25 protein-coding genes are annotated in these 23,263 nt (G+C 46.0%); 18 read left to right on the plus strand and 7 right to left on the minus strand.

Annotated elements, in window-relative coordinates; all coding sequences use genetic code 11:
* The first annotated feature begins 109 nt into the window (after window positions 1–109).
* The 7 genes from FOC66_RS03650 to FOC66_RS03680 all read left to right on the plus strand — a co-directional run bounded on the left by FOC66_RS03650 (window position 110) and on the right by FOC66_RS03680 (window position 4,557).
* Window positions 110–874, plus strand: a complete 765-nt coding sequence (locus FOC66_RS03650) for a hypothetical protein (RefSeq protein ID WP_231288076.1) — start codon at window positions 110–112, stop codon at window positions 872–874.
* 46 nt (window positions 875–920) lie between these two features.
* Window positions 921–2,048 (plus strand): type IV secretion system protein, encoded by a 1,128-nt coding sequence (locus tag FOC66_RS03655; RefSeq protein ID WP_003746760.1) that lies wholly within the window; start codon window positions 921–923, stop codon window positions 2,046–2,048.
* A 51-nt stretch (window positions 2,049–2,099) separates the two neighbouring features.
* Entirely contained in the window at window positions 2,100–2,618 is a 519-nt protein-coding gene (locus FOC66_RS03660) for a DUF4189 domain-containing protein (protein ID WP_081456500.1), read from the plus strand.
* A gap of 66 nt (window positions 2,619–2,684) precedes the next feature.
* Entirely contained in the window at window positions 2,685–2,987 is a 303-nt protein-coding gene (locus FOC66_RS03665; RefSeq protein ID WP_036493662.1) for a TrbM/KikA/MpfK family conjugal transfer protein, read from the plus strand.
* Window positions 2,988–3,076: 89 nt separating this feature from the next.
* Entirely contained in the window at window positions 3,077–3,643 is a 567-nt protein-coding gene (locus tag FOC66_RS03670) for a type IV secretion system protein (protein WP_003746764.1), read from the plus strand.
* A gap of 31 nt (window positions 3,644–3,674) precedes the next feature.
* Window positions 3,675–4,187: a DUF4189 domain-containing protein gene (locus FOC66_RS03675; RefSeq protein WP_036493664.1), complete on the plus strand. Its 513-nt coding sequence runs from the start codon at window positions 3,675–3,677 to the stop codon at window positions 4,185–4,187.
* Window positions 4,188–4,254: 67 nt separating this feature from the next.
* The gene (locus tag FOC66_RS03680) at window positions 4,255–4,557 is read left to right on the plus strand and encodes a TrbM/KikA/MpfK family conjugal transfer protein (protein WP_003746766.1); all 303 of its coding nucleotides are present in this window, start codon (window positions 4,255–4,257) and stop codon (window positions 4,555–4,557) included.
* A gap of 254 nt (window positions 4,558–4,811) precedes the next feature.
* Here FOC66_RS03680 and ygiD read toward each other — a convergent pair whose 3' ends face one another.
* On the minus strand, window positions 4,812–5,597 hold the full coding sequence (ygiD, locus tag FOC66_RS03685; RefSeq protein WP_003746768.1) for a 4,5-DOPA dioxygenase extradiol: 786 nt from the start codon (window positions 5,595–5,597) through the stop codon (window positions 4,812–4,814).
* Window positions 5,598–5,839: 242 nt separating this feature from the next.
* On the opposite strand from ygiD, the gene FOC66_RS03690 reads away from it, so the two are divergent.
* The 4 genes from FOC66_RS03690 to FOC66_RS03705 all read left to right on the plus strand — a co-directional run bounded on the left by FOC66_RS03690 (window position 5,840) and on the right by FOC66_RS03705 (window position 8,285).
* On the plus strand, window positions 5,840–6,358 hold the full coding sequence (locus tag FOC66_RS03690; RefSeq protein ID WP_003746770.1) for a GbsR/MarR family transcriptional regulator: 519 nt from the start codon (window positions 5,840–5,842) through the stop codon (window positions 6,356–6,358).
* Between the two features lie 180 nt (window positions 6,359–6,538).
* On the plus strand, window positions 6,539–6,928 hold the full coding sequence (locus tag FOC66_RS03695; RefSeq protein ID WP_003746772.1) for a DoxX-like family protein: 390 nt from the start codon (window positions 6,539–6,541) through the stop codon (window positions 6,926–6,928).
* Complete coding sequence (locus FOC66_RS03700; RefSeq protein ID WP_003746773.1) at window positions 6,925–7,407, plus strand: DUF2269 family protein; 483 nt, start codon at window positions 6,925–6,927, stop codon at window positions 7,405–7,407. The genes FOC66_RS03695 and FOC66_RS03700 overlap by 4 nt, the downstream gene beginning before the upstream one ends.
* A gap of 38 nt (window positions 7,408–7,445) precedes the next feature.
* A complete protein-coding gene (locus FOC66_RS03705) occupies window positions 7,446–8,285 on the plus strand; it encodes an NAD-dependent epimerase/dehydratase family protein (RefSeq protein ID WP_003746775.1) in 840 nt (279 codons plus the stop codon).
* A 257-nt stretch (window positions 8,286–8,542) separates the two neighbouring features.
* On the opposite strand, the gene FOC66_RS03710 is transcribed toward FOC66_RS03705, so the two are convergent.
* Both FOC66_RS03710 and mobA read right to left on the minus strand, forming a co-directional pair.
* On the minus strand, window positions 8,543–9,121 hold the full coding sequence (locus tag FOC66_RS03710) for an NAD(P)H-dependent oxidoreductase (protein ID WP_003746777.1): 579 nt from the start codon (window positions 9,119–9,121) through the stop codon (window positions 8,543–8,545).
* Window positions 9,122–9,510: 389 nt separating this feature from the next.
* Window positions 9,511–10,092 carry a molybdenum cofactor guanylyltransferase MobA gene (mobA, locus tag FOC66_RS03715; RefSeq protein WP_003746781.1) on the minus strand — a complete coding sequence of 194 codons (582 nt, stop codon included), beginning with the start codon at window positions 10,090–10,092 and terminating at the stop codon, window positions 9,511–9,513.
* 259 nt (window positions 10,093–10,351) lie between these two features.
* On the opposite strand from mobA, the gene FOC66_RS03720 reads away from it, so the two are divergent.
* The 3 genes from FOC66_RS03720 (at window position 10,352) to trmB (ending at window position 13,624) form a co-directional block, all read left to right on the plus strand.
* The gene (locus FOC66_RS03720) at window positions 10,352–12,112 is read left to right on the plus strand and encodes a histidine kinase (protein WP_003746783.1); all 1,761 of its coding nucleotides are present in this window, start codon (window positions 10,352–10,354) and stop codon (window positions 12,110–12,112) included.
* Window positions 12,109–12,765 carry a response regulator gene (locus FOC66_RS03725; protein WP_003746785.1) on the plus strand — a complete coding sequence of 219 codons (657 nt, stop codon included), beginning with the start codon at window positions 12,109–12,111 and terminating at the stop codon, window positions 12,763–12,765. The genes FOC66_RS03720 and FOC66_RS03725 overlap by 4 nt, the downstream gene beginning before the upstream one ends.
* Window positions 12,766–12,907: 142 nt before the next feature.
* Window positions 12,908–13,624 carry a tRNA (guanosine(46)-N7)-methyltransferase TrmB gene (gene trmB, locus FOC66_RS03730; RefSeq protein WP_003746787.1) on the plus strand — a complete coding sequence of 239 codons (717 nt, stop codon included), beginning with the start codon at window positions 12,908–12,910 and terminating at the stop codon, window positions 13,622–13,624.
* 59 nt (window positions 13,625–13,683) lie between these two features.
* Here trmB and ilvA read toward each other — a convergent pair whose 3' ends face one another.
* Complete coding sequence (gene ilvA, locus FOC66_RS03735; RefSeq protein ID WP_003746790.1) at window positions 13,684–15,207, minus strand: threonine ammonia-lyase, biosynthetic; 1,524 nt, start codon at window positions 15,205–15,207, stop codon at window positions 13,684–13,686.
* Window positions 15,208–15,410: 203 nt separating this feature from the next.
* Between ilvA and FOC66_RS03740 the strand changes: the two genes are divergently transcribed.
* A complete protein-coding gene (locus tag FOC66_RS03740; RefSeq protein WP_003746792.1) occupies window positions 15,411–16,628 on the plus strand; it encodes a D-alanyl-D-alanine carboxypeptidase family protein in 1,218 nt (405 codons plus the stop codon).
* A 105-nt stretch (window positions 16,629–16,733) separates the two neighbouring features.
* Here the strand turns inward: FOC66_RS03740 and FOC66_RS03745 are convergent, their stop codons facing one another.
* The 3 genes from FOC66_RS03745 to FOC66_RS03755 all read right to left on the minus strand — a co-directional run bounded on the left by FOC66_RS03745 (window position 16,734) and on the right by FOC66_RS03755 (window position 21,373).
* Window positions 16,734–19,169 (minus strand): right-handed parallel beta-helix repeat-containing protein, encoded by a 2,436-nt coding sequence (locus tag FOC66_RS03745; RefSeq protein ID WP_003746794.1) that lies wholly within the window; start codon window positions 19,167–19,169, stop codon window positions 16,734–16,736.
* Window positions 19,170–19,475: 306 nt separating this feature from the next.
* Window positions 19,476–19,736, minus strand: a complete 261-nt coding sequence (locus FOC66_RS03750) for a hypothetical protein (protein ID WP_003746797.1) — start codon at window positions 19,734–19,736, stop codon at window positions 19,476–19,478.
* 8 nt (window positions 19,737–19,744) lie between these two features.
* The gene (locus tag FOC66_RS03755) at window positions 19,745–21,373 is read right to left on the minus strand and encodes an ABC-F family ATPase (protein WP_003746799.1); all 1,629 of its coding nucleotides are present in this window, start codon (window positions 21,371–21,373) and stop codon (window positions 19,745–19,747) included.
* Window positions 21,374–21,559: 186 nt separating this feature from the next.
* On the opposite strand from FOC66_RS03755, the gene FOC66_RS03760 reads away from it, so the two are divergent.
* The 3 genes from FOC66_RS03760 (at window position 21,560) to cysT (ending at window position 23,214) form a co-directional block, all read left to right on the plus strand.
* Window positions 21,560–21,754 (plus strand): hypothetical protein, encoded by a 195-nt coding sequence (locus FOC66_RS03760; protein ID WP_036493670.1) that lies wholly within the window; start codon window positions 21,560–21,562, stop codon window positions 21,752–21,754.
* Between the two features lie 13 nt (window positions 21,755–21,767).
* Window positions 21,768–22,217, plus strand: coding sequence for a DUF4124 domain-containing protein (locus FOC66_RS03765; RefSeq protein ID WP_003746801.1), 450 nt, complete (start codon window positions 21,768–21,770; stop codon window positions 22,215–22,217).
* 160 nt (window positions 22,218–22,377) lie between these two features.
* Entirely contained in the window at window positions 22,378–23,214 is an 837-nt protein-coding gene (cysT, locus tag FOC66_RS03770; RefSeq protein WP_003746803.1) for a sulfate ABC transporter permease subunit CysT, read from the plus strand.
* Window positions 23,215–23,263: the final 49 nt, after the last annotated feature.

Below are 23,263 nucleotides of genomic sequence, written 5' to 3' on the forward strand. Positions count from 1 at the left end.
GACTAAAAATGAGATAGGGTTATCTAAAGACAGTATGTCTTCAGGCAACCCTAAGACTGAAAATTTAAATATTTTAAAATTAACCAATTTGAAGAAAGATTGAATAGTAATGAAAACTAAAATAAAACGGATAATCGCCTCAGTTTTGGTGGGGGCGACAATGCTTACTTCCATGCCGATAGCTAATTCATATGTATTGCCTGTTGTTGATGGGGCCAAAATGATGCAAGATGCTATCAACTGGGCGATGGATGCGGCAGACCGCGCCATGACACTATCTCACTGGGCAGAGCAGCTGCAAAACTGGCGTACCCAGTTGCAACATTGGGTACGCGGTCAAATGGAACAGATTCCAGAATTGAAAGCTCTACTCGATAAAAAAGAAGAAAACGCAATCAAAAAAATGTTCCAAAACCGTAAGGATCGCTGTAATAGAATTGCTAATCAAACATCAAGAAATTTATGTAGTGGCACAGTAACTCTTGAAGAGCAAAAATTTACGCTTCTACGAAAAATGGAAACAGAAATTAACCAAACTTTTTCGGAGATAAATGCCACTTCGATTAAAAAACAAAATTCCAATGCCCAAGGAAAAAGTAATTCAGCAGCCTCTGCAGAAGCCGAAGTCATCGCAAAATTGCAGCAGTTGGAAATCAAACTGACAAATTACCAATCGGCAATAAAATCTATCGACCAAATGCTTGATCAATACAAATGGGCAAGGGTAAATCTGACCAAAGACCAGCTCTCAGGCTCGAACAACAGCAGCCTGACAAAAGCGGCAGCTTCGATCCTTTTAGAAAAAAAGGTAAAACAAATCCGCGAAGAGGCGAAAGAAAAAAGAGCCATCAGCACTGGCTATAAACTCCGCTAATTTTAATGTTATTTTTACCCAAACTATTTAACAGGAAAACATCATCATGATGGATCTTCTCCTTTATTCCAGTATTCGTGACTATATCTATGCACGAATAAGCTTTTTTACTGAACATGTATTGTCTAAAAACCTAACGCTTGCTTTTACCATTATCGTCGCCTTATTGACTTTATGGATAATGATCCAAGGTTATCTGATTGCAACCGGCAGAAGTCAGGAAGGCCTGAAAGGCTTTGTGTACGGTCTCGGCAAGACCTACCTCATTGTAGCCGTTGCACTGGGTGTGGCGGCCGGCGGCGATTTCAGCGTACGGGTTCTGACCGATACCCTTTCAGACGGCATTTCCCAAATCATGACCGGCGACAGTGATGTCGGCAGTAAGTGTCTGACACAAGACAGCAAATCCATCATTGGCTGCCGAATCGACCAAAACCTGACGGCAACCCAAAGTATGATGGGCATACTTGACGGTATCGATACCGCCGACAGCGAATATCTCGAAGGGAAAGTGACACAGGCAAGATGGTTTGTCGGCGTCGGTACCGCAGGGCCTGCCATCGTAGCAGGCACCATGCTGATCATGTTCCGCATCGCCATGGCTCTCTTTATCGGCTTTGCGCCCATCTTTATTTTATGCCTTCTGTTCAAAAAAACAGCACCCCTGTTTCAAAAATGGCTATACTATGGACTGGCAACCATCTTTTCCAGCGTGATGCTTGGCGTCATGGCGGAAATCTCTATGGATCTGGTAGGCAATATCGCCATTACCGATGCCGTATCCAATATTGCCGCGGCACTGACCGGCGGAAATGTCGGCGGTATTATGCAGACCGTGACCCAGCAGCTGGGCCTGGGTTTGATGCTCTCTACCCTGCTGATTACCGTACCGCCTATGGCAGGTGCCTGGTTTAATGGCATGATGGCTGGTTTCAGCGCCTATTCTGTTATTGGTAACGGAAATCGCCAAGAAGTTCCGCCGCATTTGGATGGTGGTGCAAGTCAACGGGTAAATTATAATATACCAAATAATTCCGGAAATTCTACCAATCTGTATTCAAACGCTCACTATGATCCTTCTATATGGACAACAGGTGGTACAAAATCTGGAGGGACAGCGACTGATGCCATGAAATCCCCAAGTCAACCTGGCAAAGGAAATACATCAATCTAGTATTTCTATATTTAAAGGCAAAAACTTGAACAAATAAGATTGGATGCTTAAATGAAACAGCTACTTTTTATATCATTAGGATTAACCTGCCTGAATATTTGTGTTGCAAATCCCACTTATGATGCTACTAGAGGAGCATTGCAAAATGATCCTAGTTTATGCCAATACGGATACAATCCAAACTGTGGCTCATCTGGCCGACACCAACAAAGACGACCTACGGAAATTATTAATATTGATGTTCCTTCAAGATACGGGGCATGGGCTGCTAATGCAAAAACTGGTGTTTCAGGTGGTGCAATTGATATGGAATCACTTGAAGCGGCTAAAGCACAGGCTATTAAGACGTGTGAACGAGGCGGACGTAACGCGCCATGCAAAGTAGTGGCATGGGCAAAAAATAGTTGTATTGCTGTTGCCCAAGGTAAGTCTGGTAAAAAATGGATTGCTTTTCCCAGTATAAAAGGTCCTGGTCTTGCAGAGGCTGATGCCTTAAGGAAATGTCAAACTTCTGGTAGCTCTCAATGTTCTATCATTGCCAACGAAGGTTGTTCATTACCTAGATTTTAATAGGCAAAGGCCGTCTAAAATTTCAACCACTTCCCTTTCAAATTTCATTAAATAACAGAGTAAATTATGAAATTCATTTCAACAATTACTGCCTTAATAATGGGCTTCTCCTCAATTGCCGCTATGGCTGCCAATCCCCTCAATCCTCCGCAAATGGGCGGAGATGAGCGTTTGGCTTGCGAGGCGCTTATGTGCTTGGTCAATCCGGCATCTCAACCATCTGAGTGCCAATCTGCTTTAAGAAAATTCCACTCTATCAAGCATAAACATGGACACGATACGATTACCGCACGGCGCAATTTCCTAAAAAAATGCCCTGCTCAGGATCGTTCTGGTTTTGATGATTTTATTGATTCAATCATCAAGTAATTTTTGCTCATTAAATAAAGGCTGTCTGATATTCAGACGGCCTTTTCTTTTACAAAGAAGTTTTCATCGCATGACTCTCTTTATCGGCTTTGCGCCCCATCTTTATTTTATGCCTTCTGTTCAAAAAAACAGCACCCCTGTTTCAAAAATGGCTATACTATGGACTGGCAACCATCTTTTCCAGCGTGATGCTTGGCGTCATGGCGGAAATCTCTATGGATCTGGTAGGCAATATCGCCATTACCGATGCCGTATCCAATATTGCCGCGGCACTGACCGGCGGAAACGTCGGCGGTATTATGCAGACCGTGACCCAGCAGCTGGGCCTGGGTCTGATGCTCTCTACCCTGCTGATCACAGTACCGCCTATGGCAGGTGCCTGGTTTAACGGCATGATGGCTGGTTTCAGCGCCTACTCAGTCATTGGCAATGGAAATCGCCAAGAAGTTCCGCCACATTTGGATGGCGGAGCAAGTAGACAACAAATTTCAAATATTGATAAGCCTATGAATTATTACCAGGATCAGTATCAGCAACCTATATCGAGTTATACTACAGGAGGATATGGAAACGCTAACCAAGGCTTTGGTTCTAATACTGTTAAACCTATTGGTCAGTCTAAATTTGGTGCTAGTCAGACTCAAGAACCTCAATAGGCAAAACAAAATCGGACAAAGGATCTTACTGATGAAATACTTATATTTTATATTTGCAATAGGATTGGTAAATACAGCTTTGGCAACAAATCCTACATATGATGTAACCAAAGGTGCATTACAAAATGATCCAACGCTATGCCAATATGGTTACAATCCTAATTGTTCTCAGGCACATAAGCAGTCACAACAAACAATTGAACACATTTATGTTCATAGACCCCCAAAATTTGGCGCTTTAGCATATAGTTCAAAGGTTGGTCATATTGCGGGGTCTCTGAATCATAATTCTAAGGCTGAAGCTCAACAGGCTGCAATTCAGCGTTGTCAACGTGGAAGCAAGAATACCCCATGCAAAGTAATTGTATGGGTACAGAATGGTTGTGTTGCATCAGCAGTAGGAAAAATTAAAAATAAATTCGTTGTAGTTACCGGTGCAGGCCATCCAGGAACAGCTGAGCAAATAGCTTTGCAAAACTGCAAAAAGGGCGGATTGGATGATTGTGAAATTATTATGCCCGAAGGTTGTTCTCTCCCACAGTAATGATGCTAAAGATCATCTGAGATTTTGTTACCTTACTTTCGAATTCCATTTAATATCAGAGTAAATTATGAAATTCATTTCAACAATGACTGCCTTGGTAATGGGCTTTTCTTCAGTTACCTCTATGGCTGCCAATCCTCTTAATCCTCCGCAGATGGGCGGAGACGAGCGTTTGGCTTGCGAGGCGCTTATGTGCTTGGTCAATCCGGCATCTCAGCCGTCTGAATGTCAATCTGCTTTGAAAAAGTTCCACTCTATCAAGCATAAACATGGACACGATACGATTACCGCACGACGCAATTTCCTAAAAAAATGCCCTGCTCAGGATCGTTCTGGTTTTGATGATTTTATTGATTCAATCATCAAGTAATTTTGCTCATTAAAAAAAGGCCGTCTGATATTCAGACGGCCTTTTCTCTTACAAAAAGATTTTACAAGTTACCTTCAAACCTACTCCCTATTTTGCTAAATTATTTACATTCAAAACTTACAGGCTTAATCTGATCTTTGTCGATATTAAGGCTTTTATGTAGATATAAAATGCCGTCTGAAACAATTTGGCACCATCTGCAAAGTGGCTCGAACAAATAAAGAATAGTTTGCTTTGTTCTGATTTTTCCCTTTTTACCCTACCAAAACCGATGTCATGCTGAGTGAACCTGCAATCAGCTTGTCGTTGAAAAACGTAACCTGATCTTGCGGTTCGCGCAATGCCATGATGTAAAGCAAGGGCAAGTAATGATCCGGTGTTGGCACGGAAAGCTCGGCTTTTTCGCCTAGCTGCTGATAATGCACCAAGGTTTCATCATCTCGTGTTGCAATCGCTTGATTGACCGTTTCTTGGAATGCAAACGCCCATTCATACCCCGCACCGATTTGATCGATATGTTCCCAGCTTATCGCCCTTAGATTATGCACAATATTGCCACTGCCGATAATCAGCACGCCTTGTTCTCGTAAAGCAGCTAACTTTTTCGCCAAGTTGAAATGCCATTCTGCCGATTGCAAACGGTGAAGGCTAAGTTGCACCAAAGGAATATCGGCATTGGGATAAAGAAATTTCAATACTGCCCAAGCGCCATGATCAAAGCCACGCGTTGGGTTCAACTCGACCTTTTCCGGCTGTAATAACGACCGCACTTGCTCCGCCAATTCAGGCGAGCCGGGCGCAGGATATTGCACTTGGCTGAGCTCTTCAGGAAAACCATAGAAATCGTAAATCATTTTAGGATGTTCACCAGACGTAACCTGCAAACGGCTGCTGAACCAATGCGCTGAAATCATCAAAATGGCTTTTGGTTTGGCAAACTTTTGCGTAATTAGGCTGAAATTCTGATTGAACGGGTTTTCTTTATCTAACGCATTCATCGGGCTGCCATGCCCAACAAACAATACAGGCATTTTTTTCATGGTTTACTCCTCGTTATTTGATACAGCGGATTGTACGGATAAATTTTTATTCAAAAAATACCGGTTTACGAACAATATCTTTTCCTCATAGGAAATCATGGCTGATAAGGTCTAGAGATTTTGAGAGAATATATAGAAGAAGGGTTGATTCAAAAGGCCGTCTGAACATTTTACTTCATATGCTAAAATTTCTTTATTTCTGTATTGACAGAAATAAAAGATAAAAATAGAATACCATTACTATGAAACTGAATCCGACCACTGAAAAATTTATCCTCCATTGGGGCGAAATGGGTACCAAATGGGGGGTCAACCGTACCGTTGCGCAAATTCACGCCCTGCTCTATATCTTGGGCAGGCCGATGAATGCCGAGGAAATTACCGAAACTCTTGGCGTGGCGCGCTCCAACGTCAGCAACAGTATTAAAGAGCTGCAAAATCTGAGACTGGTGCATACCGTGCATATCTTGGGAGACAGACGCGATCACTTTGAAACTTCGGATGATGTCTGGACTTTATTCCGCACCATTGCTGAAGTGCGTATGCAGCGCGAAATTGAACCGACGCGGCAATTTTTGCAAAGCCTGATCGACAGCCCTGAATTTAGCCAGGAAAATGAAACCGCCAAGCAACGAATCCGACAAACCCATGATTTCATCAGTACGCTGACCATATGGGCAAATGAAATGCTGAAGCTGTCCACTTCAACCATGGTAAAAATCTTGAAAGTCGGTGCAGGAATACAAAAATTTTTCCGGTAATGGCAATGGGCATCTGCTCAAAAAAATACTGCCTATGTTATTTAGAAATATGAAAACATGCTCATGTTAGTTTTACATGGGCATGTAAAACCAAAATTTTTTACCCTATAATTTCTCTCTTGACAGAAATTTTAGAAATTAAAGATTAAACAGGCTTAACTGATGAAATAGGAACTCGGTATGCTCGACAATATTAAACGCCCTCCTCCCGCCTACTTGTCTTACTCGATGGGGCTGCTATGGCTTTGGAGTGGTACCCAGCCTCTGTTTTTCATGCCTGAAATGTCATTGGGTTTACTGCGTTCGGTCGGCATTCCCGATCCGTTGCAATGGCCGACATTAATCGCCGCTTCACTGTTGGACATCGGTTTTGCCTTTTTATGCTTCAGCCGCTTTCGCTTCCGTTCCGCAATATGGCTGCTGCAATTGATAACCGTCGCGGCATACAGCCTGATTATTGCCTTCAGGCTGCCTGAAATGTGGGCGCATCCGTTTGCACCCTTGGTAAAAAACCTGCCGATTATGGCTACTTTATTTTTTCTGTATCAATCCGTAGGAGATAAAAAATGAACACCTATTTAATCGTTAAAACCTTGCACATCATCTCGGCTACCCTAATGGTCGGCACCGGTTTTGGTACAGCGTTTTACCTCTTTTGGGCAAACCGCAGCGGTTCGGTTGCCGCGCAGTCGGTGGTCTCGCATTGGGTCATCAAAGCAGATTGGTGGTTTACGACACCTGCCGTCATTTTCCAACCCTTGTCCGGTTTATGGATGCTTTACGAACGCGGCTATACCATTTCCACCATGCTGGAACAAAATTGGGTATGGATGACACTCGGTTTATACATTCTTGCAGGCATTTGCTGGCTGCCCGTTGTCTGGCTGCAAATCCACATGGCCAAGATTGCCGAAAAAGCGCATAAAGAAAACGCAGACACCATTCCTGATCCCTATTGGCGTTATGCCAGACGCTGGGAATTGCTGGGCTATCCCGCCTTTTGCGCCACTATCGTGATTTACTTCCTGATGGTAATGAAACCGATTTAAAGATTTTCAGACGGCCTCAACAATATAAAGAAAAAACCATGAACATCATCATTTTCGGAGGCAGCGGCTTCATCGGCAGCCGTACCGCCCAAATCTTAAAAGAACAAGGTCATCAAGTTTGCACGCCCGACCGCCGCGCCTTCGATTTTCTTCATCCCGACGAAACCGCCGCACGCCGTTTATTAGAGGGGCAAGACGTCCTCATCAACTGCATCGGCATCATGAGCCGTCATGCCGAAATACTCGAAACCGTACACCACCGCACGCCCAAACAGCTCGCCGCATGGGCGAGAGCAGCAGGCATAAAACACTGGGTGCAACTATCCGCACTGGGTGCCGACCCATCTCAATCCATCAACTTTGTCGGCAGCAAAGGACGTGGAGATGATGCCGTCGCCCAAAGCGGCATACCGATTGCCATAGCCCGACCATCCGTCGTTTACGGGCGAGGGGGAACCAGCTGCGAACTGTTCATCAAATTAGCCCGCCTCCCTTTACTTCCACTGCCGGAAGGCGGACGCTTTCATTTGCAGCCCGTCCATCTTGCCGATGTTGCCGAAGGCTTGGCAAAACTTGCCACCCAAACCGACACCGACCACAGCATCATCAATATGACCGGCAGCCAAACCCTGACCTTGGCGGAATACCTGACCACCCTCCGCCAAACCCTGCACCACAAACTGCCGCAACACATCCTACCCGTTCCCCTGCGCCTGATTGACCCAGCATTGCCGTTGGCAAACCTTCTCAGCAACGGCATCATCAGCCGCGACAGCTTTGCCCTGCTCAAGCAAGGTTCATGCGCCGATTATTCTGATTTTGCAGCTTTATTGAGCAGAAAACCTTTGGCGGCTGAAAACTTTGCCGACTGCCTATAAATCGGCTGATAACTGTTTAACCTTAAAATCAAGAAAGAAAGGCCGTCTGTTGTTCAGACGGCCTATTCAGACGTTGCTATTGACAGGTTCTAGCATCAATAAAGGTATGTTATAAGTTTCCATTTAGGAGTTTGGCACATCGGCAAAAATACTATGCCGTTTCGTGCAAGCTTGCTTGTCTTTAGACACACAGTAAGCATAAACAAAAAATGAAAAAAGGTGGGCAAATGCCCACCTTCAAAACCCATATTTTGCAATTAACCGAATACTTTTTCCAAGTGGGCTTGGTAGTCTGCCAAGTATTGTTCTACTTGTGGATTTTTAATCACATCGTTACATAAGAATGTCGGCAGACGGGTCAATCCGATGAATTCATTGAGTTTGTGGAAATGCATGTATAACACATCCACGCCTTTTCCTTCGAAGAAATCGCCTTCACGAGTGAACGCCTCAATCGGCGCATTCCAAGTAAGTGAAAGCATGTGTTTTTTGCCTTGTAACAAACCGCCAGTGCCGTAGCCTTCGGTTGGATTGACACGATGACGACCATCACTATGGTAAAGCTTACCGTGTCCGGCGGTTAATACTTCGTCTATGTATTTTTTTACTGTCCAAGGTTCGTGCATCCACCAGCCTGGCATTTGCCAAATCACGACATCCATCCATAAGAATTTTTCGATTTCTGCCTCGACATCATAGCCGGCATCAATCACGGTTTCTTGAACATTGTGTCCAAGCGCGGTCAACACTTCTTTCGCTTTTTTATGAAGCGTATGGTTCAACTCACCATGCGAATGTCCGAAATTTTTACCGCCGTCTAATAATAAAATATTCATTTGACTCTCCTAAACCAGGCAATTCTAAAAAAGAGGGGCTGCTATTATGCCGTTTTAGCCTTTATTTTGAAAGTATGGCCGTCTGAACATCTTAAGCCATGCAACGTAAAATCAGAATATCCCGTGGATTTTTTCGGTTAACTGTTTTACGAGGATTTGTTCGTAGATAATTTGGACTTAGGCAGACTAAATGACCTAAAAGAAACAGCCAATAGGGAAAAGCCAAAATTTATTGCAACGAGAAACGTATCATTCTTCTGAATACACGGATTGAATAATTTCTAAGGGGACTGATTACAAGATAGTTATTACCTATTAAAATTAAAAGATTTTTAAGCATCATCAAATGGCGCATTCCTATCTAAATATTAGTCCCCTTACCTACCCAACTACAAAGGCTGAGCCAAATCGTTTTCCGTGTTGTAGCTGATAAAATCCTGCTCATGAGGGAAAGGAACGACCCGTGCGCGTTGCTGCTGCAACCAGCCGCGTATGCTGCGCATTCCTGAATAAAGGTATGGCACGGTACTTTGTAGGATTTGCGGACGGATAAACATCACGCTGTAATGCGGTCTGGACGGGGTTTCAACGTAAAATGCATTGCACAACGGCGTGCGTTTGGCGATGGTCTCAAACTGGGAAACCAAGTTTTCAGGCAGGCGGGGCATATCGCAGGAGATGATAAGCAGCCAGTCTGCAGTAGCAATTTGCAAATCGTTGGCGGCGGTACACAAGGCGGCCAAAGGGCCGTAATGTTGCCATTGGCGCGCATCGGAGAAAACATGCGCGCTGCGTTGGGCGTAGGATTCGAGATTGCGGTTGGCACTGATGGCGATATGGCTGACTTGCGGGCGGATTTTTTCGATAACGTGGTCTATCAAGGCTTTGTTGTGCCACTGCACCAACCCTTTATCGACACCTCCCATCCGGCTTCCCTGCCCGCCGGCCAATATCAGTGCAAAAATTTTCATTTTGGTAGTCCTTTGCAAAGCAGAGTGTGTAAGTGTTATTCGCGATGTTGTATTTATGGAATAAGTTTTAAGGCTTCAGGCCGTCTGAAACCTGGTTTTGTGATTTAATTCACTTAAGATGAATTTTATCATAACATGATTTTACATTAAACCCCTGTTTTTTCTTATCATAACCATACAATTATTTTAGACAGGTTGTTTATAGGCCGAAAGAATGATATTTTTATAAGATTATCGGATTAGTCTTCCTGCGTGCTTTATGCGTTTATTCTCCGGATCTTCAGACGGCCTGAGTCTGTCCTCGCGTTTAAAACTGCTGACTGTGTTATGGGTCGGCTCAGCTTTTTTATCGATTGCCTTTACCCTGCTGCTTTCTTGGCGTTTGGAAAGCGCGGCCAAAACGATTGAAGATGCGGGCAGCTTGAAAATGCAGGTGTACCGCTTGGCTTATATGGCAAGCGTCCGTACGCCCAATGCGCAAATTGACAACCAAATCAAAGAATTTGAACGTACGCTGGCCAATGTAACGCAAAGCGATGCCATTCATCCGCTGATTCCGTCACAAATGCCACTGGCTTACGATTTGATCCAATCGATGCTGTTGATCGATTGGGAATCCAACATCAAGCCTTCTTTGCAACATTACGAGCGGCCGACCCAAATCGGCCTGTACCGTTTTGCCGGCAATATCGAGCTGTTTTTACAGGCGATGGAAAACGCCAACGAGCAAAATACTTTGTGGCTGCGCCGTTTTCAAATGGCGATGATGCTGATGATTTTAGTGGCTGCCGGCTTGATGATTGTTTGGCATTATTCGTGGATCATCCGGCCGCTGGAAAAACTGCGCGACGGGGTGGAAACCATCAGCGAAGGCCGTTTCGGGGTTCAAATCGATACAGACCAAATTCGTGAATTCGCCCAAGTCAGCAAGGGCTTCAACCAAATGAGCCGCCGTCTGAAAACGCTTTATACGGATTTGGAAGGACAGGTCGCCCAACAAACTCAAGACTTGGCCCGGCAAAACCGTGATTTAACCCTGCTCTACCAGACTACGCGCAACCTGCACCAAACCTTTACGCCGCAACAGGCCGCAGAAGAATTTTTGGCTCAGATTCTTCCGGCGTTTTCCGCCTTGGGTGGTACGGTATATCTTTCCGATGAAGAACGCAAACGCTCTGACTTGGCGGCAAGTGTCGGTAAAACCGAAGAGGGAAATCGTGTAGAATTCCCAATCGTTTACCAAGACGAACAGCTCGGCGTATTGGCCCTGTATTTTTCAGACGGCCAGATGCCCAATGAGCAAGATGAAAAATTGTTGCAGACTTTAAGCGGGCAGCTGGGGATTTCCATCGCCAACAACCGCATGGAACAAGAACGCCGCCTGCTTGCCGTCTTGCAGGAACGCAACTTGATTGCACAAGGTTTGCATGACAGCATTGCACAAGCCCTGACCTTTTTGAATTTGCAGGTGCAAATGTTGGAAAGCGCGTTTGCTTCAAACCAACGCGAGCAGGCTGAAGAAAACATCAGCTTCATTAAAGACGGCGTGCAGGAATGCTATGAAGACGTCCGCGAGCTGCTGATGAATTTCCGCACCAAAATCAGTAATAAAGATTTTCCTGAAGCGGTAGAATCGCTGCTGGCGCGTTTTGAACGGCAAACCGGTATCCCGGTTGATTCAAAATGGCAGGACGACGGCCAGGCATTGAATTATGATGAACACTTGCAAATCATCTTCATCTTGCAAGAAAGTCTGTCCAACATCCGGAAACACGCGCGTGCGCAGCATGTCAGCGTCGAAATTGCCAACCATGGCGATTTTGTCATGAAGATTCAGGACGACGGCGCAGGCTTTAATCAAGAACACTTATCAAACCGGCCTTCAGGCGAACATGTCGGCTTGGGCATTATGCAGGAACGGGCCCAACGGATTAACGCAGAATTGGCCATTACATCGCAGATTGGGCAAGGTACGGCAGTGATGCTGACTTTGCCGCAACAAATGAGAACAGCATCATGACGATTAAAATTACCCTTATTGACGACCACACCCTGTTTCGCAGCGGTATCAAGGCCTTGCTTTCGCGCCAGCCCGATTTTGAAGTCGTCGGCGAAGCTTCAGACGGCCTGGCCGGCGTAAAAATGGTCGAACAGCTCAAGCCTGACGTAGTTTTGCTGGACTTGGATATGCCGGTCATGAACGGCCGCGAAGCACTGGCTCAAATTTTGAGCATCAATCCGCAACTGACCGTCATCATGCTGACTGTTTCCGAAGACAGCGACGACTTGACAGAATGTATGCGTATGGGTGCAAAAGGCTTTTTGCTGAAAAACATCAACGCCGACTTCCTCTTGGAAAGCATCCGCAAGGCCGTTGACGGAGACAATGTCTTCTCTCCAGAAATGACCAGCCGCTTGGTGCAATCGCTGATTTCCCCTTCTCCTTCCCGCTCCGACCACCTGCTGGCGCAGCTGACCCCGCGCGAAATGGAAATCTTGGGCTACCTTGCCGCCGGACACAGCAATAAAATCATTGCCCGCCATTTGAACTTGGCTGAGTCTACCGTCAAAGTGCATGTGCAGAACCTGTTGCGCAAGCTGAATCTAAGCAGCCGCGTTCAAGCTGCGGTTTATGCGGTGCAACACAAAGTACCGCAACCGGAATTGTCTTAAAAAGGCCGTCTGAACCTGAAACCTTGTTGTAGAAAGGTTTCAGATAAAGCGTTTATTCGCTATAATCACGCCGATTTGTAAGCAGGGTTGTCTGATTTTTCAGACGGCCTTTTTATTTGATTTTTCACTGATTTAAAACGATATGTCCGAAAACATTCCAGAAAATACGCCCGAAAATACCGTTCCTGAAGAACACAAACGCAGCATCCGCAGTTTCGTTTTGCGCCAAGGCCATATGACCGCGGCCCAACAGCGCGCCATCGATACGATGTGGCCGCAATTCGGTGTGGACTTCCAAGAAGCCCCTTTGGATTTGAACCGCACTTTTGGACGGGACAACCCTAAAGTTTTGGAAATCGGTTTCGGTATGGGCGTCGCAACGGTGGAAATCGCCAAACGTCTGCCTGATACCGACTTTTTAGCGATTGATGTTCACGGCCCGGGCGTCGGTAATATCTTGAAGCTGATTGAGGAAGAACACATTTCCAATATCCGCGTGATGCGTCATGATGCGGTGGAAGTGGTGGAAAAAATGCTGGAAGACGATTCTTTAGACGGTATTCATATTTTCTTCCCCGACCCTTGGCACAAAAAACGCCACAACAAACGCCGCTTGGTACAAGTGCCGTTTGTTGAAAAGCTGCTGCCCAAACTCAAAAGCGGCGGCTATGTCCATATGGCGACCGATTGGGAAGAATACGCCGTGCAAATGCTGGAGGTTTTGAGCAGTTTCGACTCTTTGCAAAACACGGCTGCCGATTACGTCCCTACGCCTGATTATCGTCCTGAAACCAAGTTTGAAGCCCGAGGCAAGCGATTGGGTCATGGCGTTTGGGACTTGGTGTTCCGTAAAAAATAATTCAAAACTTAAAACACAAGGCCGTCTGAAAAGTTTCAGACGGCCTTTTATCTTACCGATTAAGCTAGGAAAAGTTTGTAGGCCGGATTGTCAGTTTCTTCTTTATAAACATAACCCAAGCTATCCAAGAAGTCGGCAAAAGCCTCATTGTCGCTTTCAGGTACATCGATACCGACCAAAATACGACCGTAGTCCGCACCATGGTTGCGGTAATGGAATAAAGTAATATTCCACTCGGCACGCATATGGCTCAAGAAACGGGACAACGCACCCGGGCGCTCAGGAAATTCAAAGCTGACCAAACGTTCGTTGGCTACTTTTTCCGTACGGCCGCCGACCATGTAACGGATATGGATTTTGGCGATTTCATCATTGGTCAAATCGACATTGGGCAGGCCTGCTTCAGTCAGTTGTTCACTGATGACGGCCAAGTCTTGCGCACCGGCAGTTTGCAAGCCGACAAAAATATGCGCATTTTTATCACTGCCGTAGCGATAGTTGAACTCAGTAATGTTCCGGCTTCCCAACAAATTGATAAACTTCAGGAAGCTGCCCTTTTCTTCGGGAATGGTAACGGCGAAAATGCCTTCGTTGCCCTCGCCCAGCTCACTGCGCTCCGAAACGTGGCGTAAGCGGTGGAAGTTCATGTTGGCGCCGCTGGTAACGGCAACCAGGTTTTGACCTTGGATATTGTTTTTCGCAACGTAAGCCTTCAGGCCGGCAAGTGCCAATGCGCCCGCAGGCTCGGTAATGCTGCGCGTATCGTCAAAAATATCTTTAATCGCGCCGCACAACATATCCGTATTGACCGTAATAATCTCGTCCAACAGCTCTTTACACAGGCGGAAGGTTTCATCACCGACAACCTTGACCGCCGTGCCGTCTGAAAACAGGCCGACATCTTTCAAATGTACGATTTCCCCTGCTTCTACCGATTGCTTCATACAACAAGAATCATCGGTTTGCACGCCAATCACTTTAATCTCAGGGCAAACCTGTTTGATAAATGCCGCTACGCCTGCTGCCAAACCGCCGCCGCCAATCGGAACAAAAATCGCATTGATATTGCGGTGTTGGCGGAGAATTTCCATGCCGATGGTTCCCTGACCGGCAATCACATCCGGATCATCAAACGGCGCGATATAAGTCAGCTTTTCCTTTTCGGCCAACTCCATCGCATAATCATAGGCATCATTGTAAGACACGCCTTTCAATACCACTTCGCCGCCACGGCTCTTAACTGCGTCAATTTTAATTTTGGGCGTTGTTTCCGGCATCACGATGACGGCGCGGCAACCCAAATACTGCGCCGACAAAGCCACACCCTGCGCATGGTTGCCCGCGCTGGCAGCAATCACGCCGCAATCCAAGGCTTCTTTCGGCAGCTTCGCCATTTTGTTGTACGCGCCGCGGATTTTGAACGAAAACACCGGCTGCAAATCTTCGCGCTTGAGCAAAACCTGATTGTTCAGACGGCCTGACAGACTGCGCGCCAAGTCCAAAGGCGTTTCTATGGCCACATCATAAACGGAAGCGGTCAAAATACGGGTCAGATAATCGGAAAGAGGAAGAGGATGGTTCATGGTATTCAGTGTTCGAAAATAAATTGTCATTCGGCCGAATCGGCCTGAGGAAAAAGTTAAAACCATACCCCTGAGGCCGTCTGAAGGCAAGAAAAATCTTAGCAAAGCCTGAATGAAACGGTATAATGTCCGCTTACTATCTATTTAGTATGCCAAACCGTTTACTCAATAACAGTATCCACCCATATTCAAATCTACAAACAATGATGAAAAAAACGCTACTTAGCTTAATTTTTGCTGCCCTCCTGAATACCCACGCCCTTGCCGCCGACCCGGTTGCCTCCGCACCTGCCGTACAAGGCGAGGCACAGCCGCAGCCATTGTTGCACAGCATCAACAGCCCGACAACGCCGCCGGAAATCGCGGCGACCGCCTACATCGTTACCGACCTGCACAGCAAGCAAACCTTGGCATCCAACAATGCCGACGCGCCTATCGAACCTGCCGCGTTGACACAAATGATGACTGCCTACCTTGCCTTTAAAGCATTAGAAAACGGTACACTTGAAGCAGGCCAAATGCTGACCGTTTCCAATGCCGCATGGAAAGTCGAAGGTTCGCGTATGTTCCTCGACCCCAAAGTGCCTGTCAGCGTCAGCTCCTTAATTAAGGGGACAACCATCCAATCGGCCAACGATGCCGCCATCACCCTTGCAGAAGCCATCGGCAACGGCTCCATCGATGAATTCGTCAAACAAATGAATGAAGAAGCCAAACGCTTGGGCATGAAGCACACCCACTTCAACAACCCGACCGGCATTTCTTCTAACGGCCATGTTTCAACCGTTGGCGACTTGGCTATTTTGGCAGCCGCGCTGATCAACGACTATCCGAAATACTATCCTTTGTTTGCAAACAAATCTTTCAAATACAATAATATCGAGCAGCCCAACCGCAATCTCCTGCTCTATCGCGACAGCAGTATCGATGGTTTGAAAACCGGCTATAGCGAAGGCGCAGGCTACCATCTCGCCGCTTCCAGCAAACGTAACAACCGCCGTATTGTTTCCATCCTTGCCGGTGCCGAATCCACCGAAGCGCGCGCAAGCGAAAGCAGCAAACTGCTCAACTGGTCATTGCAGGCATTTGATACACCTAAACTTTACAACGGCGGAGAAGTGATTTCCCAAGTCAAAGTTTACAAAGGCAGCACCAAAGCCGTAGATATCGGTTTCTTGGACGATGTTTACATTACCATTCCCCACGATACCGGCAAAAACGTCAAACCAATCTTAGAAACGCTTCAGCCCGTCCTCGCCCCGATTGAAAAAGGCCAAGTATTGGGCAAACTGAAAGTCATGAAAGACGGCAAAATCATTGCCGAAAAAGACGTCGTCGCGCTAAACGGTGTGGAAGAAGGCAGCTGGCTGCGCCGTATGTGGGATGCGATTGTGTTGTGGTTTAAAGGTTTATTCAGTTAATGCTCTTCTAAACAATCAACCATAACAAGATAAGCAACAAAAAGGCCGTCTGAAATCTGTTTTCCAGTTTTCAGACGGCCTTTATTTATCCTAAAAGACAGCTAATTAAATGATTCCAGCGTTGGCGGCAGATGCTGCGTCATCATGAACATCAGCCGTATTGACAGACGAGTAGCTCATGCGCTCAGTGTGCGTATTGACGGCTGACAAATGACTGATATTGCCGTTGCCTGACAATCTACCCATCAACTCTTGCAGGCTCAATGTACCTTCATCGAAACGGAAGGTATCAATCACAGCATCAGTTTTACCGGAAATGAACTGATCATTGATGGTTATGCTGTCCCCTTCTGATCCCTTGATGGTAATTTTCCAATCAGTATTGCCTCGAACATCGGTAGCAACATCAATATGCAGGTCATTAACAGAGATATTTTGGCCGAATTGCAGTGCATTATGTTCGCCCACATTATCGATAATCGTATCCTTACCTTCTCCAAGGCTGAAAACATAAGTATCGGCACCCTTGCCGCCTACCAAGTAATCGATTCCTTGTCCGCCGAACAAAACGTCGTCGCCATCACCCCCACTCAAACGGTCATCGCCACTTTCTCCCCATAAGGTATCGTTGCCATTACCTCCATGTACAGAATCATTACCTATACCGCCATTAAGACGATCGTCTCCATCATAGCCGAAAATGACATCATCACCTGAATCACCGTTAATCGTATCATTACCCAAACTACCTCTGATCCGGTCATTGCCATCGCCGCCGCTGACAAGAGCATGGCTGCTGTCCGTAATGGTTATGATGTTATTCTCCCCTAAATGAAGCGAGGCTTGGGTAAGACTATGATCATCTACTTCCGCTACATTTTTTGCAGAATTATTTTCTGCTACCGAAAGGCTGTGATTATTTTCGATGGTCAATGTAGTCTCGTTTACAGACTCCGGAATATTACCTTCTTTAGGATTACGGGTTTTGGTAATTTCTTGATCGGAAAGATTATTCACAATAGTGTTATTTTCAATTTTGATATTTTTGAGTTCTCCCAAAATATCTTTTTTGGGAGTAGCATAATCCCTGCCTTCTTCCAAATCGATAGATCCTTTAACACGACCATATGTATCTGCATTAGTCCCGTTGCTTACCAGTAAATTATCGTGAACGGAAATACCCATATCATTGAAATCAAAATTATGGCTTTTTTTGAATACAGTGTTTAAGCGTACGCCGCCCCAATTAGCATTATCTTTGATAAGGTTATTGGCTACTTCATGACCTTTACCGCCAAAGATGCCAATACCGGCCGCACGCCAGCCTAATTCAACGGTATTATTCAAAAAGCGGTTATTTTCAGCAACATGGGCATTAGTATTTTCATGAATGCTCGACCATGTTGCTAAGCCATCATCACCATTGCCACGGAGATTGGAATTGATAACGGTGGAATTGCTGGTCCCTTGGGCAAAGTTAACGCCATCTGCCAAGTTATTGCGAATAGTGGCATTAGAAATAGTCAAACCATTAGTGTAGTGCATATCAGATGCTGGGGCATAATCACCAATCCAGGCACCTACTTCAAAATGTTCAATTTTGATATCGTGAATCGATGAACCGTTACCCAAGGTACCGGAAATACCTTTATAGTTCGCGCCTTCGTTATAGCGAGAAGTTAAATCCGAATCCATGGAAACATTTCCAAAATCAATTTTGTTGGTGCCGTGTTCAAACACGATACCACCGCCACCTATTTTAGTACTGGTAAAATGCAATTTAGTGTGCCATTGGCCTGCTCCGCTAATTTTTACACCTTCAGGCGCGTAAATGTGCAGTTGTTCACTAAAATCAAATTGACCTTCAGGAATGTAAACAGATTTTTTAGATGCTTTGGCAGATTCAATTGCAGCCATGAATGCTTGGTAATCATCCGAGCCATCATTGGCGACTGCGCCAAAATCAGTAATGCTGACACTGTTTTCAGGCTGTTTAATAGCATCCGGTGCCTTTTCCAAATCAACCAAGTCAATGCCTACGGGCGTGCTGTCGATATTAGTGATGGTAACCTTATCCCCTACCTTGATATTGGCCTCTTTAAATAATTGGCTAACTTCGTCAAATTGGAAACGGGCAAGCCTATCTGCCGCGGGTGTATCATGAACTTTAATATCGCCATCCGGATGATATTTGTAGTTATCCAAATATTGCCAGTTGGATTTGGAAGATAAATCCAAAGTACCGATCACTGTATTATTGACTTTGACTTCTACTTTACCACTTTCACCGTCAGGAACGGTATAACGGACGGTTACGGCATTGGCATCTGCTTGCGCAATAAATGAAACGGACGCATTGGTCGGCAAATCAACATATGCCTGACCGCTTGCTTCACGGACAGTTGCGTGTTCTGCCTCTGAAGAAGGGGCATTTTTAACAACACCGTTTTTCAGTTCACCTTGTTCTGCCTCATAAGTCGTATAGCCAAGTTTGGCACCATATTGAGAGGCATTGGGTACTACTGTTTTAATGTTTACCATTTAATATATTCCTTCAAAAATATCGTAATATTGAGTTATTATTTTGCAAAAAAGCTTTTATTAGTCATAATTTTGGCATAAAAGTTCAATATGATATTGTTTAATTTTGAAAAGAAAATGCCGTCTGAAAATATAGAAATTTTCAGACGGCATCTCAATGCCTTATTAGATTGTGGGTAAAGATTTAAGCCATACTTTTTCTCCAGATAGCTTTCAATTGCCTGTTTATATTCAGATGTATCATTCAATCCAATGATTCATATGGATATTTTCTTCTAGCAAGTACATACTATCTAGAACCTTAATTTACTGTGACTTATCCTTTTGCCATGCTTTGTATGAACGAATGGCTAAAATCAGGCAGGCAATCCAAATTATGCCCAAGAAGCCCCAAACGCCGGTTGCACCAAACTCATTAAATAACCAAGCCACTGCTCGGCCTTTACGAGAAGCATGTTCAGTGTCGACAACATTTACAGCGTCTCCAAGCGTAATGTACCAGCCCAGTACAGGCAACACGATTAGCGCAAGCAGGTTTTGCAGTAGTTTTTTAAGGTTTGCATTCATGCTATTTCCTACACAATTCCTTTTTTCTCCAGATAGCTTTCGTAATCGCCCAAGTAGTGTTCATATCCGCCTTTGCCATCCAATTCAATGATTTGGGTAGCCAGCGAAGATACAAACTGGCGGTCGTGTGATACGAAAATCAGCGTGCCGTTGTATTTTTCCAGCGCCATGTTCAAGGATTCGATGCTTTCCATGTCCATGTGGTTGGTCGGTTCGTCCATGACCAAGACATTGGGTTTCAACAGCAACAGTTTACCGTAAAGCATACGGCCTTTTTCACCACCGGAAAGAACCTTCACTTTTTTCACGACATCGTTGCTGCCGAAGAGCAAGCGGCCCAAAGTGCCGCGGATGACTTGTTCGTCATCGCCTTCCTGGCCCCATTGACGCATCCATTCAGTCAAATCCATATCAACGTCGAAGTCGTTTTCATGGTCTTGCGGATAGTAGCCGACACTGGCTTTTTCCGCCCATTTGATGGTGCCTTCGTCCGGCAACAGGCCGTCTGAATATTCGGGGTTGTACGCGCCGGCCAAAAGTTTCAGCAGGGTAGATTTACCTGCGCCGTTCGGGCCGATGATGGCGAGGCGTTGACCGGCTTCAAGGATAAAGTTCAGGTTTTTAAACAACTGGGTTTCAAAACGTTTGGCCAGTTTTTCAACTTCCACTGCCTGACGGTGCAACTTGGCTTTTTCGTCGGCTTCAAAACGGATATACGGGTTTTGACGGGTAGAAGGTTTGACTTCAACCATTTCCGATTTGATTTTGTCGGCCTGTTTCAGACGGCTGGTTGCCTGACGGGCTTTGGATTTGTTGGCAGAGAAGCGTGCGACGAACTCTTGCAGCTCTTGCAGTTTCTCTTTGGCTTTGGCGTTGTCTTTCAGGGCACGCTCACGCGATTGGGCGGAAGCGAGCATATAGTCGTCGTAGTTGCCCGGATAGATGGTGATGGTGTTGTAGTCCAAATCCGCCATGTGGGTGCAGACTTCGTTCAAGAAGTGACGGTCGTGCGAGATGATGATCATGGTGGAATCGTATTGGTTCAACACGCCTTCCAACCAACGGATGGTATTAATGTCCAAGTTATTGGTCGGTTCGTCCAAGAGCAATACATCAGGTTTGGAGAACAGGGCTTGCGCCAGCAATACGCGCAATTTGAAGCCAGGGGCGACTTCCGCCATGGTCGCATTGTGCAAATCTTCGGAAATGCCCACGCCGCTCAATAGCTCGGCAGCACGCGCTTCGGCAGTGTAGCCGTCGTATTCAGCGAACTTGGCTTCCAGTTCGGCGGCTTTCATGTAGTCGTCTTCGGTGGCTTCGGGATTGGCGTAAATCGCATCACGCTCGGTCATCGCCGCCCACATTTCTGTATGACCCATCATCACCACATCCAGCACGCGCATGTCTTCGTAGGCAAACTGGTCTTGACGCAATTTACCCAAACGTACGCCGTTTTCAATCGCCACTTCGCCGGCAGTCTGTTCCAAATCGCCGCCGAGGATTTTCATGAAAGTGGATTTACCCGAACCGTTGGCGCCGATCAAGCCATAACGGTTGCCTTCGCCGAATTTGACGGATACGTTTTCAAACAGCGGCTTTGCGCCGAACTGCATGGTGATGCCGTTGGTAGAAATCATTATTCGTAAAACCTTTATAAATAGAATGTTATAATCGGACGCGATTGTAGCATATTTTTGCAAAGACCTCAGGATTGAGGCCATGGCAAATGTGCCCAATACCTGATGCAAGATGAAAACAGGCAACGCTTCGCGCCAAAACGCGTTGTAGTCAGCATCTTAGGCCGTCTGAAACGGAGAAACGATATGGAAACGCACAAAATCTATTACGCCGTGATTATTTTGGTATGTGCCGCCTCCATGCTGCTCAGCCCGTTTTTCTATATCCGCCGCACGCGCTCAGGCTCCGAATTGCGGCGCGCGCCCAGACAGTGGAAACCCATCCTCTTCGCCAACATCATCATGATTGCGGCTTTGTTTGTTTGGTGGAAATGGTTTTAAGGAAAAATAAAAAATGAACAAAATCTGGATCAGCACATTACTGCTCGCTTTGACAACTGCGGTTTCCGCCGCGCCTATTTTTGAATGTACCGATTCTGCCGGCCGCAAAGTCTATACCCAAGCCGGCGGCAAAAACTGCAAAGCCAGCAATATTGGCAAACCGTCCGTATATACTTCTGCGCCTGTTTCAACACCGGTAACGCCGACTTCCCCAAGCAAAACCGAGCAAGCGGAAGAAGCTGTCGCACAGGTCAATCCGGCTGACGTCGGCGCAGCCAAGCGTGCTTTGGATACCGCTAAGAAAAATTTGGAAGAAGGCAAAAAAGTGCGTTATGGCAATGAACGCAACTATGCCCGCTATCTCGAACGGATCAACGGTTTGGAAAAAGCCGTCCGCTCGGCTCAGGAAAACTACGATGCAGCGCAACGCCAGCCTGCCTCTCAAGATCCTGTTGCCTATTGATACTTACCACACCAGCAAGGCCGTCTGAAATATGATGTTCAGACGGCCTTTTCATGTCTTCAATATAACAAAATCGTCTTTATACCAAACAAAGCATTCTTTCCAGTTTCCAGACGGCCTTGTTAAAGTAAGCGCGTATTAAATTTTGACGGTTGCCATTATGTTGTTACTCAAAACGCCTTCTGTATTGCCGGGTTTCAAGCTCAGCCTGGGTTTGACGGTTTTATGCCTGTCGCTTTTGGTGGTTTTGCCGTTTGCCATGATGGCGGCCAAAGCGGCGGAAATAGGCTGGAGCGGATTTTGGAACACAATTACCGAACCCAATGTCTTAGCGGCCGTCTGGCTGAGCTTGCGGATGTCGTTTTATGCGATGTTGACCAATATCGTATTCGGTACATTGGTTGCCTGGGTATTGGTACGCTATGAATTTCCGGGCAAAGGATTAGTAAACGCTTTGGTCGATTTGCCGTTTGCGCTGCCGACAGCGGTAACAGGCATTGCGTTGGCAACCCTATATGCGCCCAATGGCTGGATAGGCCGTTTTTTCGAGCCTTTGGGCATCAAAATCGCCTTTACGCCTACCGGCATCTGGATTGCGCTGATTGTCGTCAGCCTGCCCTTTATCGTCCGCGCCGTGCAGCCGGTATTGGAAGAATTGTCGGGCGAGTATGAAGAAGCGGCGGCAACTTTGGGCGCAAGTCGTTGGACTACGTTCCGCCGCGTCCTTTTGCCTGAAATCACACCGGCACTGTTGACCGGTGCAGGCATGATGTTTGCCCGCTCTACCGGCGAATACGGCTCGGTTATCTTTATCGCAGGCAATATTCCAATGGTGTCTGAAATCCTACCCTTGATTATTACCGGCAAACTGGAGCAATACGATGCTCAGGGCGCGTCTGTCGTTGCTCTGTTTATGCTGATGATTTCGTTTGTCATCCTGCTGATTTTAAACATCATGCAATGGACTTTAAGCCGCCGCGCCGGAGCGAGGGTTTAACAAACAACAGGCCGTCTGAAACATTAAGCAAACATTTTTCAGACGGCCC

This window comes from Neisseria mucosa, assembly GCF_013267835.1.
In the GTDB taxonomy this organism is placed as follows: Bacteria; Pseudomonadota; Gammaproteobacteria; order Burkholderiales; family Neisseriaceae; genus Neisseria.

Bases quoted from the DNA above. Each gene is read 5' to 3' on its own strand.
- FOC66_RS03650 (WP_231288076.1), top strand. From the start codon at position 110: ATGAAAACTAAAATAAAACGGATAATCGCCTCAGTTTTGGTGGGGGCG.
- FOC66_RS03655 (WP_003746760.1), top strand. From the start codon at position 921: ATGATGGATCTTCTCCTTTATTCCAGTATTCGTGACTATATCTATGCA.
- FOC66_RS03660 (WP_081456500.1), top strand. From the start codon at position 2,100: ATGAAACAGCTACTTTTTATATCATTAGGATTAACCTGCCTGAATATT.
- FOC66_RS03665 (WP_036493662.1), top strand. From the start codon at position 2,685: ATGAAATTCATTTCAACAATTACTGCCTTAATAATGGGCTTCTCCTCA.
- FOC66_RS03675 (WP_036493664.1), top strand. From the start codon at position 3,675: ATGAAATACTTATATTTTATATTTGCAATAGGATTGGTAAATACAGCT.
- FOC66_RS03680 (WP_003746766.1), top strand. From the start codon at position 4,255: ATGAAATTCATTTCAACAATGACTGCCTTGGTAATGGGCTTTTCTTCA.
- ygiD (WP_003746768.1), bottom strand. From the start codon at position 5,597: ATGAAAAAAATGCCTGTATTGTTTGTTGGGCATGGCAGCCCGATGAAT.
- FOC66_RS03690 (WP_003746770.1), top strand. From the start codon at position 5,840: ATGAAACTGAATCCGACCACTGAAAAATTTATCCTCCATTGGGGCGAA.
- FOC66_RS03695 (WP_003746772.1), top strand. From the start codon at position 6,539: ATGCTCGACAATATTAAACGCCCTCCTCCCGCCTACTTGTCTTACTCG.
- FOC66_RS03700 (WP_003746773.1), top strand. From the start codon at position 6,925: ATGAACACCTATTTAATCGTTAAAACCTTGCACATCATCTCGGCTACC.
- FOC66_RS03705 (WP_003746775.1), top strand. From the start codon at position 7,446: ATGAACATCATCATTTTCGGAGGCAGCGGCTTCATCGGCAGCCGTACC.
- FOC66_RS03710 (WP_003746777.1), bottom strand. From the start codon at position 9,121: ATGAATATTTTATTATTAGACGGCGGTAAAAATTTCGGACATTCGCAT.
- mobA (WP_003746781.1), bottom strand. From the start codon at position 10,092: ATGAAAATTTTTGCACTGATATTGGCCGGCGGGCAGGGAAGCCGGATG.
- FOC66_RS03720 (WP_003746783.1), top strand. From the start codon at position 10,352: ATGCGTTTATTCTCCGGATCTTCAGACGGCCTGAGTCTGTCCTCGCGT.
- FOC66_RS03725 (WP_003746785.1), top strand. From the start codon at position 12,109: ATGACGATTAAAATTACCCTTATTGACGACCACACCCTGTTTCGCAGC.
- trmB (WP_003746787.1), top strand. From the start codon at position 12,908: ATGTCCGAAAACATTCCAGAAAATACGCCCGAAAATACCGTTCCTGAA.
- ilvA (WP_003746790.1), bottom strand. From the start codon at position 15,207: ATGAACCATCCTCTTCCTCTTTCCGATTATCTGACCCGTATTTTGACC.
- FOC66_RS03740 (WP_003746792.1), top strand. From the start codon at position 15,411: ATGATGAAAAAAACGCTACTTAGCTTAATTTTTGCTGCCCTCCTGAAT.
- FOC66_RS03745 (WP_003746794.1), bottom strand. From the start codon at position 19,169: ATGGTAAACATTAAAACAGTAGTACCCAATGCCTCTCAATATGGTGCC.
- FOC66_RS03750 (WP_003746797.1), bottom strand. From the start codon at position 19,736: ATGAATGCAAACCTTAAAAAACTACTGCAAAACCTGCTTGCGCTAATC.
- FOC66_RS03755 (WP_003746799.1), bottom strand. From the start codon at position 21,373: ATGATTTCTACCAACGGCATCACCATGCAGTTCGGCGCAAAGCCGCTG.
- FOC66_RS03760 (WP_036493670.1), top strand. From the start codon at position 21,560: ATGGAAACGCACAAAATCTATTACGCCGTGATTATTTTGGTATGTGCC.
- FOC66_RS03765 (WP_003746801.1), top strand. From the start codon at position 21,768: ATGAACAAAATCTGGATCAGCACATTACTGCTCGCTTTGACAACTGCG.
- cysT (WP_003746803.1), top strand. From the start codon at position 22,378: ATGTTGTTACTCAAAACGCCTTCTGTATTGCCGGGTTTCAAGCTCAGC.